Raw genomic sequence first — 17,602 nt, forward strand, 5'->3', positions numbered from 1 at the left:
CTCATCCCTTCACGGCTCCGGCGGTCAGGCCGGAGACGATGTAGCGCTGCAGCCACATGAAGACCCCCACCGTCGGGATCGCGGTGATCAGGGTGGCCACGGCGAACATGCCGAAGTTGGTGTTGCGCCCGTCGCCGGAGAGCATGCCGAACATGCCGACGGCGAGGGTCTTGCTCTCCGGGTCGCGCAGGAAGACGCCCGCGATGATGAACTCGTTGATGATGCCGATGAAGGCCAGCAGCCCGGTGACCGCGAGGATCGGGGTGACCAGCGGCAGGATGATCCGCCAGAAGATCTGCCCGTGGCTGGCGCCGTCGACGGTGGCCGACTCGTCGAGCTCCTTCGGGACGGTGTCCAGGAAGCCCTTCATCAGCCAGGTGTTGGCGCCGAGCGCGCCGCCCATGTAGAGCAGCATGAGGCCGGAGACGGTGTCGAAGCCGAAGGCCGGGTAGAACTCGGTGATCCTGGTGAAGATCATCATGATCGTGACGATGGCCAGGAACTGCGGGAACATCTGGATGAACAGCAGCGACAGCAGCCCGATCCTGCGGCCCTTGAAGCGCATCCGGCTGAAGGCGTAGGCCGCCATCAGGCTGAGCAGCAGACTGGTGAAGGCCGAGGCCAGCGCGATGCCGACCGAGTTGAGGAACCAGCGGCCGAAGGGGTAGACGTCGGAGCTGAACAGGTTGACGAAGTTGTCCAGGCTCGCTCCGGTCGGCACCAGTTCGGCGGTGGCGAGGGTGCCGAGCGGGTTGAGCGCGGCCGACACCACGAAGACGATCGGCAGCAGCGCGAAGGCGCAGGCGAGCAGCACGAAAGCGTGCCTGAGCGCCATCTTCACCGGTACACCTCCTCCTGCTTGCGGGTCATCCGGAACGTGATCGCCGACAGCACGGCGACGATGGCGAAGATGAAGACCGAGATGGCCGCGGCGAAGCCGAACTGCGCCGAGCCGGTGCCGAACGCCAGCCGGAAGGTGTAGGTGATCAGCAGGTCGGTGCCGCCCACCTGGGTGTTGTCCACGTCGAACGGGCCGCCGTTGGTGGTGAGCTGGATCGCGTTGAAGTTGTTGAAGTTGAACGCGAACGACGAGATCAGCAGCGGGGCCAGCGCCACCAGCAGCAGCGGCAGCGTCACCTTGCGGAAGGCGTACCACGGGGAGGCGCCGTCGATGCCGGCCGCCTCGGTCAGCTCGCGCGGGATGGCCTGCAGCGCGCCGGTGGTGACCAGGAACATGTAGGGGAAGCCGAGCCACAGGTTGACCAGCAGCACCGCGGCCTTGGCGGTGAGCGGGTCGCCCAGCCAGTTCAGGTCGAGTCCGGTGAGCTGGTTGATCAGGCCGAAGTCGCGGTTGAACATGTCGCGCCAGATCAGCAGCATCGCGAAGGCGGGCATCGCGTAGGGCAGGATCAGCACGATCCGGTAGACCTTGGTGCCGCGCATGCGCGGGTGGTGCAGGACCAGCGCCAGGGCCATGCCCAGGACGAAGGTGGAGACCACGGAGATCAGCGCGAACGACAGGTTCCAGGCGAAGACGCCGGCGAAGTGGCCGGAGATCGTCGGGTCGGTGACCACCCGGGTGAAGTTGCTCAGCCCGACGTCGACCTGCCAGCCCTGGGCGAGGTGCTCGCCGCGGCCGTTGACGAAGTAGCCGGTCGAGGCGTCGGCGGTCCACCGGTCGCCGCGGCCCTGGACGCAGTCGCAGGAGGCGTCGTAGACCAGTTCGGCCTTGCTCTCCACCGCGCGGCTCAGGCCGTTGGCCTTGATCGCGCCGCCCTCGGTGGGGACGGTCAGCGCGGAGATCTCCTTGCCGCGGGCGGCGGCCTGCGGCGCGGTCAGCACCTCGTAGCCGGGCGCCTGCACGACCTTGCCGGTGATGCCGAGCTTCGCGCCCTCGACCGGGGTCAGGCCCTCGGCCGTGCCGGCGCTGACCCGCTTGGTCTTGGCGTCGGCCAGCAGGAAGACCAGCTCGCCGTCCTTGATCGCGGCGGTGAGCTGGTACTCCGGCGAGCCGGGGACCTGCTTGAGCGAGCCGCGCTCGATCGCCTCGACGGCCTCGGTCTTGGTGCCGCGGTGGCCGTCACCGAAGTTGGTGACCGCCGTGCTGACCGTGTAGAGCACCGGGAAGACCTGGAAGGCCAGCAGGAAGACGGTGCCGGGGATCAGGTACTTGGCCGGGACGAAGCGCCGGGTCAGGTAGAGGAAGGCGATGATCGCGGCAGCCGCGCACACCACGGCCACGGCGGGCCAGGCGCCCGCCGAGACCAGCGGCGGCAGCGCGAAGAGCAGGAGCGCCGCGGTCACGCCCAGCACCGCGATCCGGCTGAGCAGGAAGCCCGTGGTCAGCTCCCGCCGCCGGGCCGGGACCCGGCCGTGCCGCCCCCCGCCCGCCGGGCCGGTCCCCGAGGGGGAACCGGCGGCGGGGCGGGTGGCGTCCGGCGGGGTCGTCACGCTGTCTGCGGACATGTCCGGTTACTTCTTGAGCGTCTTCTCGACGGCCGTCTGCGCGGCGGCCGCGGCCTTGGCCGGGTCGCCACCCTTGATCACGGAGACCTCGGCGATGCCGAACGGCTCCCAGATGGCCGACATCTCGGGGATGGCCGGCATCGGCATGCCGTCCTTGCCGGCCTCCAGGAACTTGGCCAGGTCGGGGTCGTTGCCCTGGACCGCCTCGAGCGCGGCGCTCAGCGCCGGCGGGCGCGGGTCGGCCTCGTAGAGGGCCTTGGCGACGTCCACGTTGGTGACGTAGTTGGTCACGAACTCCTGGGCGAGGGTCTTGTTCTTGCCCTTGGCCGCGACGAAGAAGGCCTGCACACCGACGAACGGGGTGGCGGGCTTGCCGCCCTCGACGCCGGGGACCGCCGAGACGTCGTACTTCAGGCCCGACTTCTTGACGTCGTTCATGGCCCACGGGCCCGACTCCAGGAAGGCGCACTTGCCGGAGGCGAAGGTGGCGATGGAGTTCTCGGGGGTGATGGTGGCCTTCAGCGCGCCGGCCTTGCCGAACTCGCCGAGCTTGGCCCAGGCCTTGACCGAGTCGCCGGTGCCGACGGTGACCTTGGCCGGATCGGGGTCGCCGGCGGCGGTGGTGCCGAACAGGGAGCCGCCCGCGGAGGAGAAGAGGGGGTAGGCGTGGTAGGCGTCGCCGCGCTCGGAGACCTGCAGGCACAGGATCTCCTTGACCTTGCCGGCCTTCTTCAGCTCGGCGCCCTTGGCGACCAGCTCGTCGAAGGTGGCGGGGGCCTCGGGGACCAGCTCGGTGTTGCGGATGATCGCGAGGTTCTCGACCGCGTACGGCGCGCCGTAGACCTGGCCGTTGAAGGTCACGGCCTTCATGGCGACCGGGTTGAAGGCGGCCTTCTGCTCCTCGGTCAGGGTGACCGGCTCGATGGCGCCGTTCTGCACCATGTTGCCGATCCAGTCATGCGCGCCGACCATGACGTCGGGACCGCTGCCCTGCTGGGAGGCGGTCACGAAGGCCTGCTGCGGGTTGTCGGTGAGCTCCTTGATCTCGACCGTCACCCCGTTCTCGGTGCCGAACTGCTCGGCGAAGGGCTTGAGCGCGGCGGTGCGCTTGGCGCCCTCGGACCAGATCACCAGCTTGCCGCCGGCGGCGGGCGCGGCGCTGCTCGAAGCGGATCCGGCGGGCGTGGCCTCCGGGGCGGCCTCGGGCTTGGCGGTCTCGCCGCCACCGCAGGCCGCGGCGGCGAAGGCCAGGCTCGCGAGAGCGGCCACAGCGCGGATGCGCATGACTCCTCCTGGAATGTTCATCGGGTGTGACGGGGACGTTAGCGGCTTGTTGCAAGTTTTGGAAGAACTTGCAAAGACCTTTTACCGGACTGCGACCACTTAAGCGGGCCTATGTCCCGTCTTGGCCAGTTCACTGGGCACTGTAACTTGCAGCAAGTTACGCTTGACCAGCTCCACACCTTCCGCCGACCCGAAGGATAAGTGCGCCGTGAGCATGCCCGACCCCGCCGACTGGTGGCGCGACGCCGTCGTCTACCAGGTCTATCCCCGCAGCTTCGCCGACTCCGACGGAGACGGTACCGGTGACCTCGGCGGGGTGGTGCGACGCCTGCCGTACCTCGCGGAGCTGGGGGTGGACGCGCTCTGGCTGAGTCCGTTCTACACCTCGCCGCTGGCCGACGGCGGCTACGACGTCGCCGACTACCGCGACGTGGACCCCCGCTTCGGCTCGCTGGCCGATTTCGACGCGCTGGTGGCCGGGGCGCACGAGCGCGGCCTGCGGGTGATCGTGGACCTGGTGCCCAACCACACCTCCTCGGAGCACCCCTGGTTCCAGGAGGCGCTGCAAGGGCGCGGCAAGGATCGCTACATCTTCCGTGACGAGCCCAACGACTGGGAGTCCATCTTCGGCGGCCCCGCCTGGACTCAGGCCCCGGACGGGTCCTACTACCTGCACCTGTTCGCGCCCGAGCAGCCCGACCTCAACTGGGACCACCCCGAGGTGCGGGCGGAGTTCCGCTCGATCCTGCGCTTCTGGCTCGACCGGGGCGTGGACGGCTTCCGGGTGGACGTGGCGCACGGCATGGTCAAGGCCGCCGGGCTGCCCGACGTCGGGCCGAAGGAGGGCCGCCAGGCCGAGATGCTCGGCGACGAGCAGGTGCCCTACTTCGACCAGGACGGGGTGCACGAGATCTACCGCGAGTGGCGGCCGATCCTCGACTCCTACCCCGGCGGGCGGATGGCGGTCGCCGAGGCGTGGGTCTCCTCCCCCGCGCGGCTGGCCCGCTACGTGGGGCCGGACGAGCTGCACCAGGCGTTCAACTTCGAGTTCATGATGGCCGGCTTCGACGCCAAGTCCTTCCGCGAGGTCATCGACCGCTCGCTGGCCGAGGCGGAGATCGTCGGGGCGCCGACGACCTGGGTGCTGTCCAACCACGACAAGCCCCGGCACGTCACCCGGCACGGCTCGCTGGCCCGCGCCAGGGCGGCCACCCTGCTCATGCTGGCCCTGCCCGGCTCGGCCTACCTCTACCAGGGCGAGGAGCTCGGCCTCGACGAGGTGCTCGACCTGCCGGACGAGCTGCGCGAGGACCCGGCGTTCCTGCGCACCGGGGAGAGCCGGGACGGCTGCCGCGTTCCGCTGCCCTGGTCGGGGACCCAGGCCGAGGGCTTCGGCTTCGGTCCGGCCGGCTCGGCCGCGCCGTGGCTGCCGCAGCCCGCCTCGTGGGCCGCCCTCACCGCCGCCGCGCAGGAGGACGACCCCGGCTCCACGCTCACCCTCTACCGGGAGGCGCTGCGGCTGCGGAAGGCGCACCCGGCGCTCGGTCTCGGCTCGATCGAGTGGGTGGAGGCGCCCGAGGAGGTGCTGGTGCTGCGCCGCGAGCCCGGCTTCACGCTGGTGACCAACACCGGCGAGACCCCGGTCACGCTCTCCGCGCTGGGGCTCGCCGGTGAGGTGCTGCTGGCCAGCGGCCCGATGGCGGGCGAGACGGTCCCGCCGGACACCACGGTCTGGCTCGCCCGCTGAAACTTGCGGCAAGCCGACCGGCCGGGGTGCTCGCGTATTTCCCGGTCTGCGGGGTATCCCTGGTGGCACTGTGATCATCGATGACGAGGCCGTCAGGGACGCCGCCGGCGCACCCGGGCGCGACTGGCTCCTGGTGCACTACCGGCGCGAGGACCCCGACGGCTGGGGCCTGCACGTGTGGGGCGACGTGGAACGGCCCACCGCGTGGGACGCCCCGCTGCCCCTCCACGGTGAGGACGCCTTCGGCCGCTTCGCCTGGATCAGGCTCACACCCGGCGCGACCGGCGTCGGGCTGCTCGTCCACAAGGGCGAGGAGAAGGACGGAGGCGAGCGGCTCGTCGACGTCACCCGGCGCGGCGAGGTCTGGCTCGTCGAGGGCGAGCCCGAGGTGTACGGCTCGCGCCAGGCCGCCCAGGGTTACGCCACGGTGCGCTACCGCCGCCCGGACGGCGCCCATGCCGGCTGGGGCCTGCACCTGTGGGGCGAGGCGGTGGCCGAGCCCACCGACTGGGCACGGCCGAGACAGCCGGACGGATCCGACGCCTTCGGCCCGTACTGGACGATCCCGCTCAGGAAGCCGGACGCGCCGGTGACCTTCATCATCCGCAACGGCGAGGAGAAGGACCCAGGCCCCGACCAGAGCTTCACCGGCCCCGAGGCCTACGTGAACTCCGGCGCGGCCCGGGTCCACCCGACCAGGGCCGCCGCCGAGCAGGTCGCCGTGCTGCACTACCACCGGCCCGACGGCGACTACGACGGCTGGGGGCTGCACGTCTGGACCGGCGCGGCCACCCCGACCGAGTGGGACGCGCCGCTCCAGCCGGACGGGCGCGACCACTTCGGCGTCCACTGGCGCGTCCCGCTGGCCGCCGGGGCCACCGGCCTGAGCTTCGTCGTGCACCGGGGCGAGGAGAAGGACCAGCCGGCCGACCAGGTGCTCGACCTGGGTGCCACCGGCCACGAGGCGTGGAAGGTCGCCGGGACCGACGGCTTCGTCCTGCCCCGGCCGCGGGGCGCGGACGCGGACCTGTCGAAGGCGCGGGCGCACTGGATCGACCGCGAGACCGTCGCCTGGCAGGTCGTCCCGGCCGCCGGCCGGCAGTACGCGCTGGCCTTCGGCGACGACCGGCTCGACCTGGCGAAGCCGTACCGGGTGATCCGCCTGACCCCGGGCACGCTGAGCGACGGGCAGCGGGTGAAGTGGCCGCACCTGAAGGACCACGCCGCGCTCAAGGTGGACCCGCGCGACGCCGGCCTGGTCAAGGCCGCGCTGCTCGGGCATGTGGTCACGGTGGAGCGGGACGCGGCCGGCCACCTGCTGACCGCGACCGGGGTGCAGATCCCCGGCGTCCTGGACGATCTGTACGCCAAGGCGGCGACCGCGCGGCTGGGGCCCAGCGGGACGATCCTGCCCAGATTGGCCCTCTGGGCGCCGACCGCCCGCCAGGTCAAGCTCAAGATCGGCGGCAGGACCTACCCGATGCGCCGCGACGAGGACAGCGGGGTGTGGTCGCTGCGCGGCCTGCCCACCTGGCGCGGACGCGACTACACCTTCCTGGTGACCGTCTACTCCCCCGCCGACGGCAAGGTGGTCACCAACGAGGTGACCGACCCCTACAGCCTCGACCTGGCCCCCGGCTCGGTGGCCAGCCGGCTCACCGACCTCGGCCGGGAGAAGCCCGCCGGCTGGGACGGCCTGCGCAAGCCGCCCCTCGACGGTCCGCTCACCATCTACGAGCTGCACGTGCGTGACTTCTCCGCCACCGACCACAGCGTGCCGGAGCCGCTGCGCGGCACCTACCGGGCCTTCGGCCGGGACTCGACCGGCATGCGGGCGCTGCGCGAGCTGGCCGCCGACGGGCTGACGCACGTGCACCTGCTGCCGGTGTTCGACTTCGGGACGGTGCCGGACCGGCGGGCCGACCGCACCGAACCGGCCGGCGACCTGGCCGCCCTCCCGCCCGACTCCGAGGAGCAGCAGGCCCGCATCGCCGCGACCGCGGCCCGGGACTCCTTCAACTGGGGCTACGACCCGCTGCACTACACCGTGCCGGACGGCTCCTACGCCACCGACCCGGACCGGCGGGTGCGCGAGTTCCGCGAGATGGTCGCCGCGCTCAACGCCGCCGGGCTGCGCGTGGTGATGGACGTGGTCTACAACCACACCCACTGCCTCGGCGTGCTCGACCGCATCGTGCCCGGCTACTACCACCGCCGCCTCGACGACGGCGCCGTCGCCACCTCCACCTGCTGCCCCGGCACCGCGCCCGAGCACACCATGATGGGCAGGCTCGTCGTGGACTCGATCGTCACCTGGGCCCGCGAGTACAAGATCGACGGCTTCCGCTTCGACCTGATGGGCCACCACCCCAAGGCCAACATCCAGGCGGTACGGCAGGCACTCGACCGGCTCACCGTGGCCAGGGACGGCGTGGACGGCCGGCAGATCATCCTGTACGGCGAGGGCTGGGACTTCGGCGAGGTCGCCGGCGACGCCCGCTTCGAGCAGGCCACCCAGGCCAACCTGGCCGGCACCGGCATCGGCACCTTCAGCGACCGGCTGCGCGACGCGGTGCGCGGCGGCGGCACCTCCGACGCCGACCCCCGCGAGCCCGGCTTCGGCTCGGGCCGCGCCGACCGCCCCGACGAGCAGCTCAAGGTCTACCAGGACCTGATCACCCTCGGGCTGACCGGCAACCTGCGCGACTACGTGCTGCCCGACGGGCGCAAGGGTTCGGAGGTGTCCTACCACGGCTCGCCCGCCGGGTACGCGGCCAATCCCCCGGACGTGGTCAGCTACGTGGACGCGCACGACAACGAGACGCTCTACGACGCGCTGGCCTACAAGCTGCCGCCGGGCACGCCGATGGCCGACCGGGTGCGGATGCAGACGCTCTGCCTGGCGATCGTGCTGCTCGGACAGGGCACGGCGTTCGTGCACGCGGGCAGCGAGCGGTTGCGGTCGAAGTCGCTCGACCGCAACTCCTACGACTCCGGCGACTGGTTCAACCGGCTGCACTGGGACTGCCGGCAGGGCAACGGGTTCGGGGCGGGGCTGCCGCCGAAGGCGGGCAACGCGTCGCGGTGGCCCTACGCCCGGCCGCTGCTGGCCGATCCGGCGCTGCGGCCGGACTGCGCGGCGATCGAGGCGGCGCGGGCGGGGTTCGGGGAGTTCCTCCGTATCCGGTCGGGGTCGCGGGCCTTCGCGTTGCCGACGCTCGACGAGGTGCGGCGGCGGGTCACCTTTCCGGCCTCGGCGCCCGGGGTGATCACGATGCGGGTGGACGCGACCGGGGTGGATCCGGCGTGGAAGGCGCTCACCGTGGTGTTCAACGGGACGCCTGCCGTACAGCGGCAGGTGGTGGCGGGGGTGACGGGGGCGCGGTTGCATCCGGTGCAGGCGTCGGGGGCGGACCCGGTGGTCAAGCGGGCCGCCTTCGACCAGGAGAGCGGCACGTTCACGGTGCCGGGGCGCACGGTCGCGGTCTTCGTCGAGCCCGCGCGCTGACCCTCGCCGAGCGGCGCTGCGGTCGTGTGCTGACCCGGCCGCCGAAGGTTGGCGGGTTTGGCGGGTGGCCAGAAATGGGGAAATCTTTCCAGTTGCCCGATATATCCGGACAGTACGCCCGAGTAGCCTCGGGACGTGGCACGCATATGGGCGACGACCCTCCGCGGACGGGTCACGCTCATCGCAGCAGCAGTGGCCACCCTTGTCCTGGTGCCCGCCGGAGTGGCGGGGGCCGCCCTCGCGCGTTCCCTCTCGGCGGCCGAGGTCTGGACCGAGAACCGCGACACCGCCGCCCTGGTCACCGGGATGATCCGCGGGGGCGACCTGGCCGGCGACGTGCTCCGGCTGAAGAACACCGACCCCACCACGCTCGTCCAGGTCGTCACCGCCGACGGCACCGTGGTCGCCGCCACCCCCGCCGCGCAACGCCTGTCCCGGCTGAGCGACGTGTGGCCGGCCGCCTCCGACCGCGTCGTCAACACCACGGCCTGCCCCAGCTTCGGCTGCCTGCACCTGACCGCGCTCCGCGAGTCGACCCGACCGGACTCCCTCGTGGTCTACGTCGCGCAGCCCACCCCGTCGATCCTGGCCGGCCGGGCCGTGGACCTGGTCATCGCCATCCAGGTCGTGCTGCTCACCGCGCTGATCACCTGGATCGCCTGGCTGCTGGCGGGCCGTACGCTGCGGCCGGTGAACCAGATCCGGGCCCAGCTCGACGACATCAACGCCACCGACCCGGGCCGCCGGGTCGTGGAGCCGTCCGGCGAGGACGAGATCGCCAAGCTCGCCCGGTCCATCAACGGCACGCTCGCCCGGCTGGAGTACGCGGCCGAGCAGCAACGCCGCTTCGCCTCCGACGCCTCCCACGAACTGCGCACCCCGCTGGCCGGGCTGCGCGCCCAGCTCGAAGGCGCCCAGCTCTACCCGGAGGACACCGACATCGCCGAACTGGTCGACGACGCGCTGAAGGACACCGACCGGGTCGAGGCGATCATCACCGACCTGCTGCTGCTGGCGCGGATCGGCTCCCGGGTGGACATCGTCAAGGAGCGGCTTGACCTGGGCGAGCTCGTGCGCAAGACGCTTCTGGACCGCACCGGGCCGGTCCCGATCACCGCCACGCTCGCCGACGGGGTGTTCGTCGAAGGGGTGCGCTTCCAGCTCGACCGGCTACTGGCCAACCTGCTCGACAACGCCGAACGGCACGCCGACACCAGCATCGGCGTCGAGCTCACCGCCGCGGGCGACGAGGCCGTGCTCAGCCTGGAGAACGACGGGGCGCCCATCCCCGAGCACGAGCGGGAGCGCATCTTCGAGCGGTTCACCCGGCTCGACAGCGCGCGCAGCCGGGGCGCCGGCGGCACCGGCCTGGGCCTGGCCATCGCCCGCGAGGTCGCGGTGGCGCACCGGGGCAGCCTCCGCGTGGCCGGCGACGCCCGCTTCGAGCTCCGCCTCCCCCTCGCACCCCCGCTCCCCTCCTGACCCGCCCCCTGCCACCCCCGCATTTCCTAAGCCCGGGCCCTGCCGTACCTCCTGGGTCGGTCAGGCCGGGTCCAGGGTGGCGAGGATCCGGTCCACCTGAGCCGCCCGAGCCTCCGGAGTCCGAGCCTTCAGCAGCGGCAGCATCAGCAGATACCGCCCACCCTTGTCCAGCCTTTCCCAAGCCGCCAGCGCCGCCGGCCGCTCCTCCAACGCGGCCACCAGTTCAGCCGGCGCGGCGGCGGTGCGCTGCGACTCGTAGGCCGCGTCCCAGCGCCCGTCCTCCTGCGCCGCCCGCACCTCGGCCAGCCCCGGCTCCCGCATCCGCCCGGCCGCCAGCAACGCCTCGACCTTGTCCACGTTGACCTGCGACCACACGCTCCGCCGCCGCCGCGGCACGTACTTCTGCAGGTAGTGGACCTCGTCGAGCGGCTTGCGCTGCCCCGACACCCACCCCCAGCACAGCCCGATGTCCACCAGCTCGTCCGAGGTGACCGAGGGAATCCCCGACCCCTTCTTGGCCACCTTGACCCAGACGCCTTCCGTGCGCGGGTGGTGCTCTTCCAGCCACGCCTCGAAGGCCGGCCCGTCGGCGAAGGCCCGTACCTCCACCCCGTCGAGCTCCTCCCTCACGCCTCCTCCTTACGGGCCACGTCGAGCTGCGTGACCAGGACGAGATCCACGCCTGAGCCGATCTCCGCCGCGACCAGGCCGAGCAGTTCCTCCAGCTCGCCGCTCTCCAGCATCCGGTAGGCGGAGACGGACCGGATCAGGTCGAGATAGCGCGCCGCCGGATACCGCTCCTCCCGCCGGTAGAGACGATGCGCGGCGTCCCGGAACCCGGCCTCCCCGGCCAGCAACGGGTCGCCGAGGAAGTCCTCCGGCGCGTGGTGGAGGCTGGAGGCGATGCCGAACCGGTCGTCGATCTCCTTGAGCCGCTCGCGCAACTCCGGATCGGCCAGGATGTAGCGGTTCCAGAACAGCGCCAGCACCCCGCCGGGCGCGAGCGCCGCCAGCGCCAGCTCGGAGCGGCGCTCGGGGGCCACCCAGTGCCAGGCCTGCGCCGAGAACACCAGGGCGTAGGCGCGGTCGGGGAGGTAGTCCTCGAAGCTGGTCACCTCGATCCGGGCGCCCGGGCAGTGGCCGGCGAGCTGGCGGGCCATCCGCGGGTCGGGCTCGACGCAGGTCAGGTCCACGCCGCGGGCCGCGAACGCCACGCTCGCCTTCCCGGTCCCCGCGCCGACCTCCAGCACCGGCCCCGCCGGAGCCATCGCCAGCACATCGGCGACCAGCTCCGGCGGGTATCCGGCCCGCGCCGACTCGTACTCGCCCACCGCTTCGCCGAAGACACCGCTTCTCTGTCGCATGCCCAAGATTCAACCAGCCTCCTGTACGGCACGCGCAGACCACAGCCCTCGACCCCAACCTCCGCCGGCCCCAGCTTTCCTGGCCCAGCCTTCCTGGGTCGGCCACCTCGGCGGTGGTCAGACCTTCTCGGCCACCCGCCCCTCCTCCGGCCTCTCCGGTGCCCCCTGCCCCTCGACGCCCTCACCCACCTGCACGTCGTCATCGTCCTCATCCAGCAACGTCGCCTCGTCGAACGGATCGCGCCCGGCCAGCACCTCAGCCGCCCGCTCCCGGTCGAACCCGCCGGTCCACGTCCCCACCAGCACGGTCGCCACCGCGTTCCCCGCGAAGTTGGTCAACGCCCGAGCCTCCGACATGAACCGGTCGATACCGACGATCAGCCCCACCCCGTCCACCAGGTCAGGCCGGTGCGACTGCAGCCCGCCCGCGAGGGTCGCCAGGCCCGCCCCTGTGACGCCCGCCGCCCCCTTCGACGCGATGATCATGAACACCAGCAGCGAGATCTGCTCCCCCAGCGACAGCGGCGCCCCGGTCGCCGACGCCACGAACAGCGTCGCCATCGTCAGATAGATCGCCGTGCCGTCCAGGTTGAACGAGTACCCGGTCGGCACCGTGATCCCCACCACCGGACGGCTGACGCCCAGGTGCTCCATCTTGGCGATCAGCCGCGGCAGCGCCGACTCCGACGACGAGGTGGACAGGATCAGCAGGAACTCCCGCCCGAGGTAACGCAGCAACGACAGCAGGTTGACCCGCGCCACCACCCACAGCAGCGGCCCCAGCACCACGGCCACGAACAGCAGGCAGGTCACGTAGAAGCCGAGCATGATGACCGCCAGCGACTGCAGCGCCTTGATGCCGGTCGAGCCGACCACCGCCGCGATCGCGCCGAACGCGCCGACCGGCGCGGCCCACATGATCATGGCCAGGATCCGGAACACCAGCCGCTGCAGGTGCGCGATGCCGTTCAGGATCGGCGTGCCGCGCGAGCCCATCGCCTGCAGCGCGAACCCGGCCAGCAGCGCCACCAGCAGCGTCTGCAGCACCTGCCCCTCGGTGAAGGCCGACACCAGCGTCGTCGGGATGATGCCGAGCAGGAAGGTGACGGTGTCGCTCTCCCCGCCCTTGGCCGCCTCCGCCTGCGCGGCCTGCTTGGCGGCGTCGGTCAGCTGCAGTCCCGCGCCCGGGTCCAGCAGGTTGCCGACGACCAGGCCGATGACCAGCGCGACGGTGGACATCAGCAGGAAGTAGCCGAGCGCCAGGCCGCCGACCTTGCCCACCCGGGCGGCCTTCGAGACCGAGCCGACGCCCAGCACGATGGTGCAGAAGATGATCGGGCTGATCATCATTTTGATCAGGTTCACGAAGCCGGTGCCGAGCGGTTTCAGCTCCTTGCCCAGCTCCGGCCAGACGAAGCCGACGACGATGCCGGCCAGCACCGCGACGATGACGGCCAGGTAGAGATAGCGCGTGCGGTCACGCATGGCGGGTCTCCCAGGCAGTGGACGAACATTCGGGTTGCCCGGATACTGCTGCCGACAGTGACGTAGGTCACTATTTTGTAAGTTTCGTTCGCGGGGAGGCCGTCATGCGGAGCTGGAGTCTGGCCGCTCAGATGCTCGCGCTCCAACTGGTGGTGGTCGTCGCCACCGTCACCGGGGGTGCCGTCCTGGCGCTGGTGCAAGCGCACGACCTGCTCACCGACGAGGCCGCCGGCACCGCCCGTGCCGTCGCCGCCGGCGTCGCCGCCTCTCCCGACGTCGTGGCCGGGCTCTCGGCGCCCGCGCGCCTCCAGCCCCATGCCGAGGCCGTACGGCAGGCGACCGGGGTCGACTTCATCACCATCATGGACCCCACCGGGCGGCGCTACACCCACCCCAACCCGGCCCAGATCGGCAAGCGTTTCCTCGGCCACATCGAGCCCGCCCTGCGGGGTGAGACCTTCACCGAGACCTACACCGGCACCCTCGGCCCCTCCATGCGTGCCGTCGCCCCCGTCTTCTCCGGTGGGCGGGTCGTCGCGCTGGTCAGTGCCGGGATCACCATCGACCGGATCTCCGCGCGCCTTCGTGACCAGCTCGCCTGGGCCGCCCTCATCGGCCTGCTCGGCCTGGGCCTCGGCACCTGTGGCACCTGGCTGGTCGGCGCCCGCCTCCGCCGCCAGACGCACGGTCTTGGCCCGGTCGAGCTGGCCCGCATCCACGACCACCATGACGCCATCCTGCACACCGTCCGCGAGGGCCTCCTCCTCGCCGGGCCGGACGACCGCCTCATCCTCTGCAACGACGCCGCCCGCACCCTCCTCGACCTCCCTCCGAACCCCGAAGGCCACCCCCTCCCAGCCGTGGGCCTCCCCACCCCCGAAGACCCCCATCGGTCGACCCTCCATCTCCCGACAGCGGACCTCCCTCGGCTGGCCCCGGATCTCCCGACGGAGGACCTTCCTCAGCCCGCCCCGGATCTCCCGACCCAGGAGCCCCCTCAGCCCGCCCCGGATCTTCCGCAGGAGAACCCCCCTCGGCTGGCCCCAGATCTCACGAAAGAGGACCCCCCTCGGCGCGCCCCGGCTCTCCTCGGCTCACCGCCGCCGCCGCGCCTCCCCCAGCCCGATCCAGCGGACGTGGCCGCCCCTGGTGAGCAGGCCTATCCGAAGCTCCCGGCCCCGCCCCACACCGAACCCCCGCCCCACATCGGACCCCCGCCCCGCACCGAGGCCCGGCCCGCCACCGAGGCTCCGACTGCAGCCGAGCCCCCAAGCCCAGGCGGCCGGACCGACGAGATCCACCTTGTCGGGGATCGGGTGCTGGCTGTCAGCCGGGCGCCGAGCCGGCACGGCACCGTGGTCACCCTGCGGGACCACACCGAGCTCCAAGCACTCGCCGGACAACTGGACGCCGAGCGTGGGTTCGCCAACTCCCTGCGGGCCTCGGCCCATGAGGCGGCCAACCGTCTGCACACCGTCATCACCCTGGTCGAGCTAGGCCGCACCAAGCAGGCGGTCGCCTTCGCCACCGCCGAGCTGCGCGCCGCCCAGGACCTCACCGACCGGGTGGTGGGCGCCGTCCGGGAACCCGTCCTGGCCGCCCTCCTCCTCGGCAAGAGCGCCGAAGCTGCCGAGCGGGGCATCGAGCTGGCGATCCTGCCCGAGAGTGCCCTGCCCGATGCGGTGCCGTACGAGCGGGATCTGGTCACCGTGGTGGGCAACCTGCTGGACAACGCCATCGACGCCGCCGCTGCCCGGGTCGAGGTTCTGGTCAGTGCTACCGACACCGACCTTCTTCTCCGGGTGGGGGACGACGGGCCTGGCCTCACCTCGCCGGCGGCCTTCACCCGTGGGTGGACCACCAAGGGGGATGGTCGCGGGCTTGGGTTGGCTCTGGTCGGTGCCGCTGTTCGCCGTCTTCGGGGTTCCATCACCGTGGATGGGTCGACCTTCACCGTCTTGCTGCCTCGGGATGAGCGGGCTGGGGTGTCTGGTCGTCCGTGAGGGGTGGGCGGCTCCTACGGCCCTGGAGGGGCTGCGAGGTGAGGGCCGGGAACCCTGGGTGGCAGGGAACCCTGGGTGGCAGGGAACCCGGAACCCGGAGACCCCCAACCCGGGGGGCCCGAACCCGGGGGCCCTGAAGACGGGGGCCCGGGGCTCTGGAGGCGGGGACTCCGAAGCTGGGGACCCCGAAGCTGGGGACCCGAAGGCGGAGACCCCGATCCCGGGAAGCGGGGGCTGAGGGGTGGTTGGGTGGGTTAGGGGTGGTCCTCCAGGACGGTGAGGATGGCTTCGCCGTACTTGGTGAGCTTGTTCTCGCCCACGCCGCTGATCCCGGAGAGTTCGCCCAGGGTGGTGGGGTGGGTGGAGGCGATCTCGCGGAGGGTGGCGTCGTGGAAGACGACGTAGGCCGGGACGCCCTGCTCCTTGGCGGTGGCGGCGCGCCAGGCGCGGAGGCGGTCGAAGAGGGAGGCGGCCTCGGGGGCGAGGTCGGCGGCGGGCTTGGCGGAGGAGCCGCCGGGCTTGGCCGAACGGTCGGGCTTACGGGGCGTCGGGTCACGGCGGAGGCTGAGGGGACGCTCGCCGCGCAGGACGGGGGCGGACTCGGGCGTGAGGGACAGGGTGCCGTACTCGCCCTCGACGGTGAGCAGGCCGAGGGCGAGGAGCTGGCGGACGACGGCCCGCCATTCGGCCTCGGAGAGCTCGGTGCCGACGCCGAAGACGGTCAGCGAGGCGTGGTCGAACTGCAGGACCTTCTCGGTCTTCTTCCCGAGCAGGATGTCGATGAGGTGACCGGCGCCGAAGCGCTGGTTGCGCTCGCGCTGCAGGCGCAGGACGGTCGACAGGAGCTTCTGTGCCGGGACGGTGGCGTCCCAGGTGGCGGGCGGGGTGAGGCAGGTGTCGCAGTTGCCGCACGGCGAGCCGTCCTGGCCGAAGTAGGCCAGGAGGCGGACGCGGCGGCAGTCAACGGTTTCGCAGAGGGCGAGCATGGCGTCGAGCTGGTCGAGCTGGCGGCGGCGGTGGGTCTCGTCGCCCTCGGTGGACAGCTTGCGGAGCTGCACGACGTCCTGCAGGCCGTAGGCCATCCAGGCGGTGGCGGGCAGGCCGTCCCGGCCGGCGCGGCCGGTCTCCTGGTAGTAGCCCTCGACGGACTTGGGCAGGTCGAGGTGGGCGACGAAGCGGACGTCGGGCTTGTCGATGCCCATGCCGAAGGCGATGGTGGCGACCATGACCAGGCCGTCCTCGCGCAGGAAGCGGGACTGGTGGGCGGCGCGCGTGGCGGCGTCGAGACCCGCGTGGTACGGCAGGGCCGGGATGCCGTTCTCCTGGAGGAAGAGCGCGATCTTCTCGACCGAGGAGCGGGACAGGCAGTAGACGATGCCGGCGTCGCCGTCGTGCTCGGTGCGCAGCAGCCGCAGGAGCTGGCGCTTGGGCTCCTGCTTGGGCTCGATGTGGTAGCGGATGTTGGGCCGGTCGAAGCCGGCGACCAGGTGGCGGGCCTGCTCCAGGCCGAGACGCTGGGCGATCTCGGCGTGGGTGGCGGGGGTGGCCGTCGCGGTCAGGGCGATGCGCGGGACGTCGGGCCAGCGCTCGTGCAGGGCGGACAGCCGCAGGTAGTCGGGGCGGAAGTCGTGACCCCACTGGGAGACGCAGTGCGCCTCGTCGATGGCGAACAGGGCGATCTTCCCGCGCGAGAGGAACTGCAGGGTCTGCTCGGAACGCAGCCGCTCGGGGGCGAGGTAGAGAAGGTCGAGCTCGCCGGCGAGGTACTCGGCCTCGGTCACCTCGCGGTCGCCAAACTCCTGGGTGGAGTTGAGGAAGCCGGCCCGGACGCCCAGGGCTCGCAGGGCGTCGACCTGGTCCTGCATGAGGGCGATGAGCGGGGAGACGACCACGCCGGTGCCCGGGCGGACCAGGGCCGGGATCTGGTAGCAGAGCGACTTTCCGCCGCCGGTGGGCATCAGGACCAAGGCGTCGCCGCCGGCTACGACGTGCTCGATGATCTCCTGCTGGCCTTCGCGGAAGGAGTCGTAGCCGAAGACGCGGCGCAGGACCTCGGTGGCCTGAGGGGTGGAGGTGGAGGAGGTGGAAGTCACGGGCGCCATCGTAGGCAACTCGCGGGAGGGGTGTGCGGGGTTGGCGGGTGGCTGTGGATAACCGGGGTCGCCGTGGGCCCGTCTGGGGAGCCTTTGAGACGCCGCGGAGGCCGGTCAGAAGCCCTGGAAGCCGTTCGGAAGCCGTTCGGAAGCCGTTCGGAAGCCTTGCG

11 protein-coding genes are annotated in these 17,602 nt (G+C 71.8%); 4 read left to right on the forward strand and 7 right to left on the reverse strand.

Annotation, left to right across the window (positions count from 1 at the left end; all coding sequences use genetic code 11):
* Position 1 precedes the first annotated feature (1 nt).
* The 3 genes from ACIBG7_RS14725 to ACIBG7_RS14735 are packed head-to-tail and all read right to left on the reverse strand — an operon-like array spanning position 2 to position 3,750.
* On the reverse strand, positions 2 to 835 hold the full coding sequence (locus ACIBG7_RS14725; RefSeq protein ID WP_357931259.1) for a sugar ABC transporter permease: 834 nt from the start codon (positions 833 to 835) through the stop codon (positions 2 to 4).
* A gap of 2 nt (positions 836 to 837) precedes the next feature.
* On the reverse strand, positions 838 to 2,466 hold the full coding sequence (locus tag ACIBG7_RS14730; protein WP_397336486.1) for an ABC transporter permease subunit: 1,629 nt from the start codon (positions 2,464 to 2,466) through the stop codon (positions 838 to 840).
* 6 nt (positions 2,467 to 2,472) lie between these two features.
* The gene (locus tag ACIBG7_RS14735) at positions 2,473 to 3,750 is read right to left on the reverse strand and encodes a maltose ABC transporter substrate-binding protein (protein WP_357931067.1); all 1,278 of its coding nucleotides are present in this window, start codon (positions 3,748 to 3,750) and stop codon (positions 2,473 to 2,475) included.
* Positions 3,751 to 3,964: 214 nt separating this feature from the next.
* Between ACIBG7_RS14735 and ACIBG7_RS14740 the strand changes: the two genes are divergently transcribed.
* The 3 genes from ACIBG7_RS14740 (at position 3,965) to ACIBG7_RS14750 (ending at position 10,487) form a co-directional block, all read left to right on the forward strand.
* Positions 3,965 to 5,497 carry a glycoside hydrolase family 13 protein gene (locus ACIBG7_RS14740; RefSeq protein ID WP_397336700.1) on the forward strand — a complete coding sequence of 511 codons (1,533 nt, stop codon included), beginning with the start codon at positions 3,965 to 3,967 and terminating at the stop codon, positions 5,495 to 5,497.
* 70 nt (positions 5,498 to 5,567) lie between these two features.
* Positions 5,568 to 9,005, forward strand: coding sequence for a pullulanase-type alpha-1,6-glucosidase (pulA, locus tag ACIBG7_RS14745; protein WP_397336487.1), 3,438 nt, complete (start codon positions 5,568 to 5,570; stop codon positions 9,003 to 9,005).
* 135 nt (positions 9,006 to 9,140) lie between these two features.
* Positions 9,141 to 10,487, forward strand: coding sequence for an ATP-binding protein (locus ACIBG7_RS14750; protein WP_357931072.1), 1,347 nt, complete (start codon positions 9,141 to 9,143; stop codon positions 10,485 to 10,487).
* 60 nt (positions 10,488 to 10,547) lie between these two features.
* Here the strand turns inward: ACIBG7_RS14750 and ACIBG7_RS14755 are convergent, their stop codons facing one another.
* The 3 genes from ACIBG7_RS14755 to ACIBG7_RS14765 form a co-directional block, all read right to left on the reverse strand.
* On the reverse strand, positions 10,548 to 11,117 hold the full coding sequence (locus ACIBG7_RS14755; protein ID WP_397336488.1) for a YdeI family protein: 570 nt from the start codon (positions 11,115 to 11,117) through the stop codon (positions 10,548 to 10,550).
* The gene (locus tag ACIBG7_RS14760) at positions 11,114 to 11,851 is read right to left on the reverse strand and encodes a class I SAM-dependent methyltransferase (protein ID WP_397336489.1); all 738 of its coding nucleotides are present in this window, start codon (positions 11,849 to 11,851) and stop codon (positions 11,114 to 11,116) included. Before ACIBG7_RS14760 ends, ACIBG7_RS14755 begins: the two co-directional genes overlap by 4 nt.
* Positions 11,852 to 11,968: 117 nt before the next feature.
* Positions 11,969 to 13,336 (reverse strand): cation:dicarboxylate symporter family transporter, encoded by a 1,368-nt coding sequence (locus ACIBG7_RS14765; RefSeq protein WP_397336490.1) that lies wholly within the window; start codon positions 13,334 to 13,336, stop codon positions 11,969 to 11,971.
* A gap of 104 nt (positions 13,337 to 13,440) precedes the next feature.
* Between ACIBG7_RS14765 and ACIBG7_RS14770 the strand changes: the two genes are divergently transcribed.
* The gene (locus tag ACIBG7_RS14770; RefSeq protein WP_397336491.1) at positions 13,441 to 15,339 is read left to right on the forward strand and encodes an ATP-binding protein; all 1,899 of its coding nucleotides are present in this window, start codon (positions 13,441 to 13,443) and stop codon (positions 15,337 to 15,339) included.
* Positions 15,340 to 15,593: 254 nt separating this feature from the next.
* Here the strand turns inward: ACIBG7_RS14770 and recQ are convergent, their stop codons facing one another.
* Positions 15,594 to 17,441, reverse strand: coding sequence for a DNA helicase RecQ (recQ, locus tag ACIBG7_RS14775; protein WP_397336492.1), 1,848 nt, complete (start codon positions 17,439 to 17,441; stop codon positions 15,594 to 15,596).
* Positions 17,442 to 17,602: the final 161 nt, after the last annotated feature.

This window comes from Nonomuraea sp. NPDC050328, assembly GCF_044459405.1.
In the GTDB taxonomy this organism is placed as follows: domain Bacteria; phylum Actinomycetota; class Actinomycetes; order Streptosporangiales; family Streptosporangiaceae; genus Nonomuraea.

Excerpts from the sequence above, each read along its gene's own strand:
- ACIBG7_RS14740 (WP_397336700.1), top strand. The coding sequence starts at position 3,965 with ATGCCCGACCCCGCCGACTGGTGGCGCGACGCCGTCGTCTACCAGGTC.
- ACIBG7_RS14725 (WP_357931259.1), bottom strand. The coding sequence starts at position 835 with ATGGCGCTCAGGCACGCTTTCGTGCTGCTCGCCTGCGCCTTCGCGCTG.
- recQ (WP_397336492.1), bottom strand. The coding sequence starts at position 17,441 with ATGGCGCCCGTGACTTCCACCTCCTCCACCTCCACCCCTCAGGCCACC.
- ACIBG7_RS14730 (WP_397336486.1), bottom strand. The coding sequence starts at position 2,466 with ATGTCCGCAGACAGCGTGACGACCCCGCCGGACGCCACCCGCCCCGCC.
- ACIBG7_RS14765 (WP_397336490.1), bottom strand. The coding sequence starts at position 13,336 with ATGCGTGACCGCACGCGCTATCTCTACCTGGCCGTCATCGTCGCGGTG.
- ACIBG7_RS14735 (WP_357931067.1), bottom strand. The coding sequence starts at position 3,750 with ATGCGCATCCGCGCTGTGGCCGCTCTCGCGAGCCTGGCCTTCGCCGCC.
- ACIBG7_RS14760 (WP_397336489.1), bottom strand. The coding sequence starts at position 11,851 with ATGCGACAGAGAAGCGGTGTCTTCGGCGAAGCGGTGGGCGAGTACGAG.
- ACIBG7_RS14770 (WP_397336491.1), top strand. The coding sequence starts at position 13,441 with ATGCGGAGCTGGAGTCTGGCCGCTCAGATGCTCGCGCTCCAACTGGTG.